Origin of the sequence: Levilactobacillus yonginensis (genome assembly GCF_964065165.1) — a bacterium.
In the GTDB taxonomy this organism is placed as follows: domain Bacteria; phylum Bacillota; class Bacilli; order Lactobacillales; family Lactobacillaceae; genus Levilactobacillus; species Levilactobacillus yonginensis_A.
This window is the reverse complement of record NZ_OZ061549.1, coordinates 1,528,248-1,541,350: the sequence shown is the minus strand read 5'-3', so window position 1 is coordinate 1,541,350 and position 13,103 is coordinate 1,528,248. Positions and strand designations below refer to the sequence as shown.

At 48.2% G+C, this 13,103-nt stretch carries 11 protein-coding genes; 7 read left to right on the top strand and 4 right to left on the bottom strand.

Going from position 1 to position 13,103, the window contains the following annotated elements:
• Positions 1-4 precede the first annotated feature (4 nt).
• The 3 genes from aspS to AB3Y94_RS07320 all read left to right on the top strand — a co-directional run bounded on the left by aspS (position 5) and on the right by AB3Y94_RS07320 (position 4,203).
• Complete coding sequence (gene aspS, locus AB3Y94_RS07330) at positions 5-1,783, top strand: aspartate--tRNA ligase (protein WP_367295642.1); 1,779 nt, start codon at positions 5-7, stop codon at positions 1,781-1,783.
• Between the two features lie 525 nt (positions 1,784-2,308).
• The gene (locus AB3Y94_RS07325) at positions 2,309-3,361 is read left to right on the top strand and encodes an IS30 family transposase (RefSeq protein ID WP_367294742.1); all 1,053 of its coding nucleotides are present in this window, start codon (positions 2,309-2,311) and stop codon (positions 3,359-3,361) included.
• A 161-nt stretch (positions 3,362-3,522) separates the two neighbouring features.
• Positions 3,523-4,203: a YoaK family protein gene (locus AB3Y94_RS07320; protein ID WP_367295641.1), complete on the top strand. Its 681-nt coding sequence runs from the start codon at positions 3,523-3,525 to the stop codon at positions 4,201-4,203.
• A 311-nt stretch (positions 4,204-4,514) separates the two neighbouring features.
• Here AB3Y94_RS07320 and AB3Y94_RS07315 read toward each other — a convergent pair whose 3' ends face one another.
• From AB3Y94_RS07315 to AB3Y94_RS07300, 4 genes are all read right to left on the bottom strand, one after another.
• A complete protein-coding gene (locus AB3Y94_RS07315; protein WP_367295640.1) occupies positions 4,515-6,257 on the bottom strand; it encodes an aryl-sulfate sulfotransferase in 1,743 nt (580 codons plus the stop codon).
• Positions 6,258-6,668: 411 nt separating this feature from the next.
• The gene (locus tag AB3Y94_RS07310) at positions 6,669-7,601 is read right to left on the bottom strand and encodes a C39 family peptidase (RefSeq protein ID WP_367295639.1); all 933 of its coding nucleotides are present in this window, start codon (positions 7,599-7,601) and stop codon (positions 6,669-6,671) included.
• A 366-nt stretch (positions 7,602-7,967) separates the two neighbouring features.
• A complete protein-coding gene (locus AB3Y94_RS07305) occupies positions 7,968-8,783 on the bottom strand; it encodes a C39 family peptidase (protein WP_367295638.1) in 816 nt (271 codons plus the stop codon).
• Between the two features lie 87 nt (positions 8,784-8,870).
• A complete protein-coding gene (locus AB3Y94_RS07300) occupies positions 8,871-9,422 on the bottom strand; it encodes a cysteine hydrolase family protein (protein ID WP_367295637.1) in 552 nt (183 codons plus the stop codon).
• Positions 9,423-9,666: 244 nt separating this feature from the next.
• Between AB3Y94_RS07300 and AB3Y94_RS07295 the strand changes: the two genes are divergently transcribed.
• From AB3Y94_RS07295 to AB3Y94_RS07280, 4 genes are all read left to right on the top strand, one after another.
• Entirely contained in the window at positions 9,667-9,984 is a 318-nt protein-coding gene (locus AB3Y94_RS07295) for a PadR family transcriptional regulator (protein ID WP_367295636.1), read from the top strand.
• Positions 9,977-10,603: a DUF1700 domain-containing protein gene (locus tag AB3Y94_RS07290; protein ID WP_367295635.1), complete on the top strand. Its 627-nt coding sequence runs from the start codon at positions 9,977-9,979 to the stop codon at positions 10,601-10,603. The genes AB3Y94_RS07295 and AB3Y94_RS07290 overlap by 8 nt, the downstream gene beginning before the upstream one ends.
• A complete protein-coding gene (locus AB3Y94_RS07285) occupies positions 10,600-11,559 on the top strand; it encodes a DUF4097 family beta strand repeat-containing protein (RefSeq protein WP_367295634.1) in 960 nt (319 codons plus the stop codon). The genes AB3Y94_RS07290 and AB3Y94_RS07285 overlap by 4 nt, the downstream gene beginning before the upstream one ends.
• 122 nt (positions 11,560-11,681) lie before the next feature.
• Positions 11,682-12,680, top strand: a complete 999-nt coding sequence (locus AB3Y94_RS07280) for a tRNA dihydrouridine synthase (RefSeq protein WP_367295633.1) — start codon at positions 11,682-11,684, stop codon at positions 12,678-12,680.
• Positions 12,681-13,103 lie beyond the last annotated feature (423 nt).

Below are 13,103 nucleotides of genomic sequence, written 5' to 3'. Positions count from 1 at the left end.
TACAATGAAGAGAACATGTTATGCCGGATTAGTCGATACTGATTTATTGGATCGAGAAGTTGTTTTGAAGGGCTGGGTTCAGAAGCGTCGGGACCTGGGTAATCTGATTTTTGTTGACTTGCGAGACCGTGAAGGAATTGTTCAATTGGTCTTCAGTCAAGAATTTAGTGCGGATGCACTAGCAGTTGCGGATGGCTTGCGTAGTGAGTACGTGATTGAGATCAAAGGGACCGTTAAAAAGCGGGCCAGAGATGGTGTTAACCCCAATATTAAGACTGGTCAGGTGGAAGTAGAAGTCCATGAAGCCAAGCTGTTAGCTGCTGCGGAGACACCACCATTCTACATTGAGGATGACAACAATGTGTCCGATGAGTTGCGGTTGAAGTACCGGTATCTTGATTTACGCCGGCCAGAAATGCAGCATAACATCAAGACCCGGAGTCTGATTATGCGGGCGACCCGAAACTACTTGGATACTCACGACTTTTTTGACATCGAAACGCCAGATTTGACGGCGTCAACGCCGGAAGGGGCTCGGGACTACTTGGTACCGTCTCGAGTTTACCCGGGTCACTTCTACGCCTTACCACAGTCACCACAACTATTTAAGCAGTTGCTGATGGGGTCAGGGTTTGACCGTTACTACCAGATTGCGCGTTGCTTCCGTGACGAAGATTTACGAGGCGACCGGCAACCAGAATTTACGCAGATCGACTTGGAAACGAGTTTCTTAGAGGCTGACGAGATTCAGAGTATTGTCGAAGGCCTACTGAAGCAAGTAATGCACGACGTTCTGGGTAAGGATATCAAAACACCATTCCAGCGAATTGAATGGCGGGAAGCCATGGATCGTTTTGGTTCAGACAAGCCAGATATTCGGTTTGATATGGAATTACACGACCTGTCTGACATCGTGAAGGATTTGGATTTCAAAGTTTTTCACGATGCGGTTAGCGATGGGGGCTTCGTGAAAGCTATCTGTGTTCCTGGCGGGGCTGATAAGTACTCCCGCAAGGATCTCGATACGAAGACGCAGTACGTTGAGCGCTTTGGTGCTAAAGGAATCGCTTGGGTCAAGGTAACGGATGACGGCGGCTTTACCGGGCCAACTAGTAAGTTTGTGACGGGTAAGGAGGCCGAAATCAGTGCCGCTCTTGGTGCTAAGGCGGGCGATCTGATCCTGTTCATTGCGGATAGCTTTAAGGTGGTTTCGGATACGCTGGGCTACTTGCGGAAGTCGATTGCCAAGGAAATGGGTATGATCGATGAGTCTCAATTTGCTTACCTGTGGGTTGTTAACTGGCCACTGTTTGAATACGATGAAGGAATTAAACGCTGGATTGCCGCTCACCATCCATTCACTATGCCAAACGAAGAAGACTTGCATTATCTAGAAGAGGGCGAGAACCCACATTTGGCCCACGCGCAAAGCTACGATATTGTCTTGAACGGGTATGAAATTGGTGGCGGGTCCATCCGGATCCACACGCGTGAAGTTCAAGAGAAGATGTTCAGAGCCCTTGGGTTTACTAAGGAACGGGCTGAGCGGAACTTTGGTTTCTTGATTCACGCCTTCGACATGGGCTTTCCACCTCATGGTGGCTTAGCGATTGGGCTTGATCGGTTTGCCATGATTCTGTCGGGTAGTAAGAATATTCGTGACGTGATTGCCTTCCCTAAGAATTCTAAGGCAACGGAGCCGCTGACTAATGCACCGGAAACGGTGTCTGCAGATCAGCTGGAGGCCTTAGGCTTAACCGTTGTGAAACGGGACAAGGACTAGCTAAGAACGTGTCGGCCGCAATGGCCAGATGTCCCCGCGTTGAAAAATTAAAGCTTGCGGGGCTATCTTGGGTTTCATGATCAGCGGCGATGACCGCTCAGTTTTGAGGTTATCCCTGTGGCGTGAAATCAAGAAATTTTGGTTCGACTGAATTGACGTGGACGGATATGTCTGGTCATTGAAGAAAAATGATGTTGACTTTTAATTATTAATAATGGATTAGATTAGTTATCAATAGTTAGGGGTTGACCCATTGGTTTTAAGAATTACCGTTGTTTAACTTACTTGAGCTGGCCTGAGAAGCCGCGGTTTAATTTCTCAGGCCAGTTTTTTGTATTTGATTCTTTAGATACTTTTAACTAGGTACGAAATTGGCGGTATTTCAAGGATACTGGCTACTGCATCAGGGGGTTGTTAAGAAATTTAACGGCGAATTTTATAATCAAGTTAGCCACTTGAAATTTAGGACAAAATAAATACACCAAGACGTAAATCTCAGGTATCATTGGAGTTCTCACACAAACAATGAAAGAGGTCTTCGTCTTGATGCAAGAACAGCTTACCATGAATCGTCCCAAGGGTCACCATCTAACTTTGAAAGAGCGTGGAAACATTGAGGTCTACTTTAACCACGACAAGCTTTCTCGGCGGAAGATTGCTGAGTTACTTGGCGTTAGCCCGCAAACCATAAACAACGAAATCAAGCGAGGCTTGGTAACCAATAAGAAAATCGTTAACGGTAACGTAGTCTTCTATGAGGTCTACGTGGCGGAACTAGCCGACCAGCGGTACCACGAGAACCGCAAGGCCTGCCACAGGCCTTGTAAGTTCTTCCAGGCGGCTGACTTTATAGCCTTCTTTGTAGAACACTTTAAGACTGATGGCTGGGCTCCAGATGCTGCTGTAGGCCGCGCCAAGGTGTTAAACCTTTTTCGGCCTGACGAGATGGTCTGTACCCAAACGTTGTACAAGTACATCGACGAACAACTTTTAGAGGTCTGTAACTTAGATCTTACCGAGAAAATGCGGCGGCGACTACCCAAGCACGTTAATCACAAAAATAAGCGTGTAATGGGACGGAGTATTGAAGAACGTCCGGCTGAAGTTGACTCTCGCAAGACGTTTGGTCATTTCGAGATTGATACTATCGTTGGTAAACGTGATGGCCATGAGAGTGTGATTATGACCCTGATTGAGCGTCAAACTCGCTTCCAATTTATCCGTCTGATTGACGGGCGTGACGCCGATTCGGTTGAGTACGCCCTGCGAGAAATCCTCGCAGAGTATGGACCAGTTATCAAGTCGATCACCGCTGATAACGGACCTGAGTTTGCCTTGCTGAGCGAGGCATTGCGTTCAGTGGCACCAGTCTTTCATACGCACCCGTTCACCTCTAGTGAACGGGGAACCAATGAGGTCCATAACCGGATGGTCCGCTATGACTTTCCCAAAGGCATGTCCTTAGACGCCGTAAGTCCTCGGGCTGTTGCTAGAACAGCGGACAAGTTGAATAACACACCTCGTCGTCTGCTAGGCTTCCAGACTCCCGCCGAACTCTTCGCCGCCGCCTGCGGCTAGGCTCCTCGCGCCACCAACTTCAACCCCTGAGAATCCCTTGGTATCAGTATTTGGTCCTAGTGACTAACTTGTTCTTGCAATTTGCGTAAGAAATTTAACTGATTTATTAACAATTTAGTTTATACTAGCTGAACGCAAAAACTTCGGAGAGGTGAACTGAATTGAGAGAAACAGCTTTTCCCGCCCACGAGCAATTAATTTTTGGGTGCGGATTAACTATGGTTGCTGGTGGATTGGATGCGTATTCCTATCTGGTCCACGGGCAGGTCTTTGCTGGTTTACAGACTGGGAATCTGATTTTATTGGGAACCAGTCTAAGCCACCTACAATTTACCGCGGGTGGGCGCTATTTAGCGTCACTACTGGCTTTTGCCTTGGGGTCGGTTATTGTTCGCGTTCTGCAGCACATCCTTGATAAGCGGCGAGTAAATCGTCAACTAGTGGTGTTGAGTTATATGCTGGTGCTACTGGGAGCAGTTTTATTTCTGGGGCAGCGACTTCCTGGTTTCTTAGTGGCGGCACTGTTATCTCTAGCCGCTGCTGCGGAGTTGCAGGAATTCCGGCAGATCAAGGGAGCGCCCTTTACGCCGTTGATGATGACGGGAAATGTGCGGCGGTTGTCTGAGTCTGCTTATGATGGTGTTCGCTATCGTGACAAGGCGGCACGTGGCCGGGCCTTGGATACGGCGACCTTAATGCTCAGCTTTATTGCTGGGGCCTTCTTGGTGGGCTTGTTTACGAAAACGTTGGGAAATTGGGCGTTGCTCATTCCGGTACTGATTGTGTTGGGATTGACGATCTGGCTCTATGAACAAACGCGCCAACGTAAATGGAAACATTAACTTTTGAAATTTTAATAATCGATAGAAATTAAATCTAGGAATAAATAGTAAATTCGTTAACATCAAAGCGGCTTCACGTCACCCTCATTGTGAGAGTGGCGTGAAGCCGCTTTTGGTTGTAAGTAATTAATGATTCATGCGTTAACCAGCTGCAGTTGAGTTTACTGTTAAAGAGCCAGTCATTGTTGCTAAATAGCAATCATTACCGCAGGTTGGTAGGGCTGGTGTCAGCTGTGACAGTGGTGTTGGCTCGATGGTTTTTCGAGCCTACAGCAGATGCCGGGCCTACCAACCGAAGCGTGACAAATCGGCTATTTAGTGGCGTCGAACTGATAAGCGGTACCGTAGAATGGTACGCGGTAAGTCCGGTAAGCGTAGGCCTTAGAGGCCGCGCTCTTCATCGTTACATTGAAGACCTGTTTACCCGACTGCGTAACTTCAATAGCATTACTTTCTTTTCCGCCGTTCTTGAAGCCAAAGTCAATCAGTACGTTATCGTTGGCCAATTTTTGCGCGTAACCAATGACCGGGGTAAAGTTAGTCTTACCCAGGGACTTGCCGTATGACCAGGTTTGTTTGATGGTCATCTTCTTGGCATCCACGTGGTATTCAACGGCCTGTGAGTACTTACCAGAGGTCTGTTTATTCCCGTTGGTGACTGCAATGTTGTTGTCATAGAGTAGGAAGTTTTCACTGTTAGCGGTGTTCTTTCCGCCGTTATTCAACAGGTACAGCCCGTGTTGCCCACCGGTAATCGTCGTTCCTTTGGTTGGTTTCAGCAGGTACTTACGGTACGCCTTAGGCCAGGTGGACTTCTTCTTCCCACTGTAGATCCATTTGATATGGTCAGTCTTGTAATCCAGTTTCATGATCATGTCTTGGTTCCGGCTAGAAATGACGATGGATTTATCATTCTTATCGTAGTCCACGGCGTTTTGATGTAGCCAGTCGACCTTACCGTCCAAGCCTTTCTTAAACTTGGTCCACATGGACTTCGGCAGAAGCTTTTTCATGTCGATGACCTTAACGATTTTCCCAGTCTTATGGGACACCTCAATCATCGTATCTTCCTTGTACTTTGAGCCATCGGAGACGGTTGCCAGGAAATTATGGTTTGGTAGTTCAACCAAATCGTGATGAATGACCGTCGTTTCTGAGCTGGCCTTGGCGGCTGCTTTGGAGATGCTGCTTCCGTCGGAACTACTGGTTCCAGCAGAGAAACTGTATTCCTTGTAGACTCGGCCCAGGTAGTCGGTCTCCAGCAGGTCGTTGTAAACGTCTGAGTTCACATCTTTCTTAGAGAGCATCATAATGTGGCCGTTCGACCACTGCTCAATGGTGTGTTGCGAATAGTTCTTATCATACCACCGTACGGCCCCGTCGGCGTCAATGGCAAAGGGCTGTTTCGTGGTTCGGTTCATGATAGTCAGCTTGTTCTTGCCGATTTCCATTTGATCTTTATCATTCTTTGAGACGGTTACTTTGGCGTCTTTGATGTATTTTGGTAGGGAACCAGTCTGCATCATGAGGGTCTTGGTCTGGGTTTTGCCACCCTTGGTAGTGGTGGTGATCTTCACCGTGTTATTGGTATCCGCATATAAGCCGACCACAGGAACTTGATGAGTTGTGGTGTAGCCCCCCTTAACGGTGTTGGTGATAGATGTCTTGTCTGTCTTACCGACGACCGTGTAGGTTACTTTAACGGCATCATCGGTCTTAAACGTTACCAGCGCAGAAAGAGGGGAGGCAGCGTAAGGGTCGACCTTTACAAACGGACGGTCTAGTGTATATTTATCATTTTCGGCAGCGGCTTTATAGGTCGCCGTCAAGCTTTTCTGATTGTCTTGACGCGTGGTAATGAGTTTAGTGTCCAGATTCTTGGTGATCTGGGCCGTTGTCAGAACAGGCTTGTTATCCTTGATGTTGTAACTTTCCGATTCCTTGGATGCAGACGAGGTCGCTGAAGAGCAGCCGGCCAGGCCAACCGTCAGAATCGCCAGGGAGGCAGCAGCAAGCGCTACCATCCGGGGGTGTTTGAATTGCAAATGAGCCATCTCCTTAATGAAATTTCGAAAAAAGGAGAGACTGGTCACCAGACCAATCTCCCCCAAATTTCTTATGTAACACCTACAATCGTACACCTTGTTTGTTTTAGAGATGTTACCAATTCCTAACATTTTTGTGAATAAGCTGTGAAGACGATAAAGGAATTTATGGAAAAGTAGACGTTACGATGTATTGTGGGATGAAGTAAAGGGGCACACCTTTAACCCGGGAAATATCACAACTCAGTGGAGCTAAAAAAGTCATGAAGGCCGTCAGTAATGATTCAATCAAACCAATGACCTAATGGCCTAAGCGGGGGAATCTAAAAAAAGAGGCTATGATTTTCATCACAGCCTCAGATCTTTTGAAATTTTAGTTGGGAACCAAGAACTTTTCTTTGGAACTAGCTAGTGGACGTGTTAGAAAATGGTCATAGCTTGCTTACCGTATTCCTTTTTAAAGTTCTTCATGGATTCCCAGCTGATGGCGCCGTGGTCGTACTTCATGTTCTTACCACCAGAACCAGCTTTGTCCTTTGAGCTGTAGTACAGGGGATCGTTGACCTTGAACTTACCGTTCTTGTAGCCCACGATGACCTTGCAGTGGTTCCGCTTCTTGTCGCCGTTCTTCTGGTAGGAAGAGTAACCGTAGAACAGAACGGGGTAGCCACCCTGAACGTACATCTTGATAGTGTTCGCACTCGACTTAGAAATGTTTTTGGTGCTCTTTGTCCAGTGATGTGAGTACTTCGTCAAAGCTGCGGCGTTAATTACGTGGCCAAAGCCAACCCCAGTATAGACGTTACCCTTTTGGCCACCCTTGGTTGGGACCATTGGTAAGTGGTTTTGCGCATAACGCAGGTTGACTTTGTTGCCACGGTAACGAAGTAGCATTGTCATGGCAGCGGAAGCACAGCCCCAAGGGGCGAAGACGGGTTTATATTGGCTGATATAAGGGACCTTCATGATCTTGCTGGTCGTACTAGTAGCAACTGCGTGAGCATTCACGTAGCCTAAGTACTTCTTCTTAGCGTTGTACAGCCGGTAGTAGGTCCGCCCGTTGCTCAACTTGTACTTGCCGTTGGCCTTATAAGCCTTATGGAACAGCTTGTTTGAAGATGAGACGGCGTGCCACTTATCCTGATAGACCTTATAGCCTTTTTTAACAAAGTGAATGCTGTGTTTGTAGGATTTCCAAGATTTGCTGGCTTGTACGGGTACCGTGGTAGTCGCAGCACTGGCACTGACTTCGGCTGGAGCAGCCAGTGGCAGGACGCTACTACCAAACATAATGGTGGCTAATAAAGCGGCACCACTACGAATTAAGCGCTTACTAAAATGTTGTTTATCCATGCGGATTCCTCCTAAATATATGTATATCGACTAGGTACGCCTTTAATTGTACATCAAAATTGTTTAGGTAAACAACACTTTACAAAAGGAACATTACGCTACTAATAAGATGTGTTGAAACAATCGTGGGTTTCAAGTAGAATTGCGAATTCTAAGTCGCCCAAAGCAGTGCTTGGCAAAGCTAAAATTGCCTATCGGCCACAACCGACTGATAGTAAAAAAACACTGACATTAACGGGTTGAAGTGAACCCCAAAAATTGGAGTGAATTTCTAGGTGTTCAGCTAATGTCGGTGTTTTTTGTTTAGGTTTCAACTAATTGTGCGGTCTAACGTAACGAAGGTGCTGGTGTTTGCCGTGAGCCAAATTAGTAGCTTAAAGCCCGGTAAGCGTCTTGCTGGCGATGCTTATGCAACGTTTTTAGAGACATACTCGTCTTTTTCTTGGTCCAGGGATCGTTGTAGTAGGCACGGTTGTGACCGTAGCCCGTTAGCGTAATGGCGTGGGTATTGAAACCATCAAACCACGCAATCCAGACTACGACGGGGTGCCCCGCATTAATTTGTCGCTTGAGGCGTTTAAAAGACGCCCCTGTCAGGTTTTTAGCGGAGCCGGTATTCTGTTTAACTAGTTTCATCAAGCCCTTAGGATATACGACCCAGCCGTTAAAGCCTTTGTTGGGGTTGCTATTGCGGGGGAGGGCCTTGTCCAGCCGAACTTTGCTAACCTTGGCACCCGCATATTGGACCATCATGGTGGTAGCAGTAACCTCACAGCCGCGTGGTAATTGTGGTCGTTGGCCAATCAACGGGACGTTCAACCAACGGTAGGACTTAACGGTTCCGTTACGGTGAATCCAGCCCGTTTTCGTGTGATTGTAAGTGAATTTAAGCCAAGTTCCGTCCGCCATCGTTTGTTCTCGCGTGATGTGGACCTGCTTGTTTGCATACTGTCGGCCAGTGGCAATGGGCGTCAGGTTAGCAGTTGAGGACTTGGCTCCACCAGACTTATAAACCCGATAATTATGCGTTTTATTGGGCCCGATTTTGGTGTAGTAATTTACTTTTTTAGTTCGGGTCACTGTCCGCAAGGGGGTTGCTGCTTGGGCGGACTGACTGACGGTGACCCCGTCGATGAGCAGGGCCAATAATAGGGCCCCAATGAGTTTAAGAGAACGTTGCATTTTAAAACCACCTAACATTTAATCGTCTATGTGGTTATTGTAACGCTTAGTTAGACACCGGAAAAGGTAGGGACGTACCCCAGTCCATTAAATTAATTGCGCACCTAGTGCCGTAGCGAAGTGGTTCAACGCCCAGTCGTGGCCGGCTTGGTTGAAACTAGCTACAGCATCACGGTGAATAATCAGATGGTAGCCCAAGTTGTAGGCATCGACGGCCGTGTGCAGAACACAGATATCCGTGCAAACCCCAGTCAAGTGAAGGGTGTCGACGCGGCGTTCACGCAGCCGTAAATCTAAATCAGTGCCGGCAAATGCGCTGTAGCGGGTCTTGTCAAAGAGCCAAACATTATCGTCAGCCCGGTGTTGGTGGTACCAGTCATTGACTTCACCGAAGAGCTCGCGGCCCCAAGTGTCACGGACGTTGTGTGGGGGAAATAGCTGGCTCTCGGGGTGGTAGGGATCATGCGGAGTGTGAACATCTGTTGGGAAGAGGATCCATTCGCCATTGCGGTGAAGATTTTCCGCCAACTGAACGATGGCTGGAGCGAGAGCTTGGCCCGCTGGTCCACAGGTTAGTGCACCCTTATCTGCGACGAAGTCATTGGTGTAATCGATGATTAGTAACGCTTGATTTGTCATTGGGAATCCTCCTTATAATTGCTGTTAGTATGCGGATTGCCGGGGGATAAGTCAACGAAAGTGGCTATTTGTTTTTTTATATTAATTAAGTGATATTGAAGGCCCTTAAGTTAAACAAGAATGGCTGGCGAGCGTCGTTCTTGGCTAAAAGATTGCTGCAGTCAGCTTGACATGATTTGGGATGTATCGTATATTATTAATGAATTTATATTATACGTGATATAGTATAGAAGGAGGCTAAGACATGGCCATTCAAGTGCCGACTGAGTTGCTCGATGGCAGCGTACTCGGTTTACTAACACGTCAAGATCATTACGGTTATACGCTGACTCAGGAGGTGCGACAGTTGATTCCTATTTCAGAATCGACGCTGTACCCGGTGCTTCGGCGGCTAAAGAAGAATGGTTGGCTGACGACTTACGACGAACCCTTTCAGGGACGTAATCGGCGCTACTATCGTCTGACAACTAGTGGTCGCGAGCGGCTAGCCGAAATACAAGCGGAGTGGGCTGATTTCAATCAGGCCATTACCAAGTTACTGGGGGGCAATCAAGATGAATGAGTACATTCAGGCCGTACAAAAATTACTCGGCCAACTCACAACGGCTGAGCAGGAAGACGTTGTGGAATATTACCGTGAATACCTGCAGGACGCGGAGATTACGACCTATCAGCAGGCCGTCGATGAATTAGGTTCGCCGCGGTCACTGGCGCGTAAAGTCTTAGCGGACTATTCTATTAGGTTAGTTGAAAGCAATCACCAGGAATCGCGAACCACGACGCAGGCTGCCAGGAGCAATGCAAAGACGATTTGGCTGATCATTCTAGCCTTACTCTCAACACCAATTACGATTCCGATTATGATTGTCGTACTTGCGCTGGGGTTTGCCGGCGTGGCCGTGGTGGGATCATTGGTCATAGCTTTGATTGCCGTCTTATTCAGTATCGTAGCGGTCGGCGTGGTTGGTGTAGTCGTTGGTGTGCTGGTCATTTGGCAGGCACCTTGGGTCGGTATCTTCTATCTGGGGATTGGGTTAACAGCTCTGGGGATGATGGGCTTTGCAGCAATTATTTTAAAATGGATCTGTGTAAAACTGCTAGCAGTCATGGCGTGGTTGGCCCGGGATATTTACCGGCGTTTCATTCCGCGTAGTCGAGCAGAACGGGGGCGGAAATTATGAAACGCAGTGTGAAAATCTCACTAGTATTAGTGATTTTAGGTGCAATTTTAGCCGGTTTAGGATGGTGGAATCACGGGGATAAAACCATTGTTTGGAACAACCAGTCACGACGGTTACGCGTGGCGAATACGGCTCACAAAGTCTATTATCCTGGAAAGTATCAAGACATTCAGGTGACGTCGGCGCTGCCAGTGACCATCAAACGGGGCGCAACTAGTCAGGTAACGGTGCGTTCGGGTTCGGGGATGGCTCAGCAACCCAAGGTTACAGTCAAACGGGGACAATTGACCGTAACGGCAGGCTCACGAAGTAGCCATGACAACGTTATTTTTGGCGCAGACCTGTCGAGCTCGGCGGCTAATGGGCTTACCATCACGGTGCCAGCTAGCCAAAAGTTGCGGAACGTTCGAATCATTAAGAGTCAAGAAGGGGTCAATCTACGCTACCTGAAGCTACGTCAATTAACGGTAGCAACGGCTGACGATGTATCGCTACAACAGGTGACGACCACGGAACCAACCAACGTGACTAGCCAAGATGGTGACGTTTGGTTGGCCTCCTTGACGACGCCACAGCTAAAAGTTCAGGCGGCCGATGGGAATATTACGTTGACTAGCGTTGACTTGACTAGCAAGCATAACCAAGTTACCGCTCAGGAAGGCGGCGATGTTCGGCTGACTGAATCGAAGCTGGGCGGTGGCCGGGTGACGACGCATGATGGGGATATTCATTTGCAAAATAACCGGTTACAGGATCACCTGACCGCGACGACCACCGATGGGGATGTGCAGGCACACATTGCCCGATCAGCGGGGGCGGTCGTTAACAGTGCTGATGGAGATATTCACGTGTTAGGTAAGTCCCAGAAGAGTGGCTACCGCTTGAATCGCGGCGCCAAAGCTTGGTATCAACTAAGCTCACATGATGGGGATATTCATCTATCAACGGATAAGTAACTAAATGAGGTTGTCCATTGTGGGCAACCTTTTTGGTGGCTTCAGGCTAGAAACGTGGTAGAATGTAAAGACTGCATATACCGGACTAAACATCAAATTTAAGTAATCGAGGAGACTTTATCGTGTCTGATTCATCATCCTATTGGCAAAACATTGCGAACCACGCTAAGGCCGAGAACCGGCCGTTCTTTAGCTTGGCTCCCATGGAAGCCGTCACTAACGCTATCTTTCGCCAGGTTGTGGCCCGTGCGGCTGCACCTGATGTCTTTTTCACTGAATTTACGAATGCTATCAGTGTGACCCATCCCAAGGCCAAATTCACGGTCCAGGGCCGGCTCTACGTGGCGCCTGAAGAGGCTCACATGCCAGTGGCACAACTATGGGGCAATGATCCTGACGCCTTTGTACGGGCAGCAGCAGATGTCAAGGACCGGGGCTATGAAGCCATCGATCTGAACATGGGTTGCCCGGACGCAACTGTCATCAAGAATCACGGTGGTAGTGACTTGATCCGCAATTTTGATAGTGCGGCGGCTGTGATTGCTGGCGCGAAGACGGCGGGCCTGCCCGTCAGTGTGAAAACACGGTTGGGATACAGCCGCCTGGATGAATGGCGCGATTGGTTAACCTTCCTCTTTAAACAGGATATTCCGTTGTTGACGATTCACCTGCGGACCAAGAAGGAAATGAGTCGGGTACCGGCCCATTTTGAACTGATTGACGACATCGTGAAGTTGCGTGACGAGATTGCACCGGACACGTTGCTTCAATTGAATGGCGACATTGAGAACTATCAAGAGGGCGTCAAGCTAGCCCAGGAACATCCTGGCGTTGACGGTATTATGATTGGCCGGGGGATTTTTACTAGTCCCTTTGCCTTTGAAAAGGAACCTAAGGAGCACGATATCAAGGAATTGTTGGGCTTACTGAATTATCAGCTCGACCTGTACGATGACTTTGAACGGCGCTTTGACACCTCGCGCTTCCCGTCCTTGAAGCGATTCTTCAAGATTTATGTGCGTAACCAGCGGAACGCTGCGAGTTTGCGAAACGCGATGATGGAGGCACACACTACGGATGAGGTGCGTCAGCTGTTGGCGGAGTCAGACTTTACTGACTAAGATTGGCACGGATTCAGCGCCTTACCGGTCGGCAGATATGGGCTGGAGCGGTGCGGGCACAACTTGAAGCCTCGGAAATCACGAGTCTCCAAGCTTGGCCTTATTCTAAGCCATTGGGGAAAAGCACCCACTGGCTAAGAATAATTTCGCGCCTGAGCCCATATCTGCCGACCTCTCGGCTTAGATAGTTATATCAAGTTAAGTGTTTAATGAAGTCCAAGCGTGATCACTGTTTCCGTGCTGGTCAAATGGCCAACTATATCTTCAAATTTCTAAAACTATGGCCCGGAACGTGTATGTTTCGGGCTTTTTTGCTGCGCTATTATATGGCGGATGTGTCCACGAGTGAGGCAGTCTATTGTTGTGACCTAGCGCCGCTTAAAATATAAGACAAATTAGAAGAGACTCTGGCGTCGGGGTGTT

Bases quoted from the DNA above. Each gene is read 5' to 3' on its own strand.
- aspS (WP_367295642.1), top strand. From the start codon at position 5: ATGAAGAGAACATGTTATGCCGGATTAGTCGATACTGATTTATTGGAT.
- AB3Y94_RS07325 (WP_367294742.1), top strand. From the start codon at position 2,309: ATGAAAGAGGTCTTCGTCTTGATGCAAGAACAGCTTACCATGAATCGT.
- AB3Y94_RS07315 (WP_367295640.1), bottom strand. From the start codon at position 6,257: ATGGCTCATTTGCAATTCAAACACCCCCGGATGGTAGCGCTTGCTGCT.
- AB3Y94_RS07310 (WP_367295639.1), bottom strand. From the start codon at position 7,601: ATGGATAAACAACATTTTAGTAAGCGCTTAATTCGTAGTGGTGCCGCT.
- AB3Y94_RS07305 (WP_367295638.1), bottom strand. From the start codon at position 8,783: ATGCAACGTTCTCTTAAACTCATTGGGGCCCTATTATTGGCCCTGCTC.
- AB3Y94_RS07300 (WP_367295637.1), bottom strand. From the start codon at position 9,422: ATGACAAATCAAGCGTTACTAATCATCGATTACACCAATGACTTCGTC.
- AB3Y94_RS07295 (WP_367295636.1), top strand. From the start codon at position 9,667: ATGGCCATTCAAGTGCCGACTGAGTTGCTCGATGGCAGCGTACTCGGT.
- AB3Y94_RS07290 (WP_367295635.1), top strand. From the start codon at position 9,977: ATGAATGAGTACATTCAGGCCGTACAAAAATTACTCGGCCAACTCACA.
- AB3Y94_RS07285 (WP_367295634.1), top strand. From the start codon at position 10,600: ATGAAACGCAGTGTGAAAATCTCACTAGTATTAGTGATTTTAGGTGCA.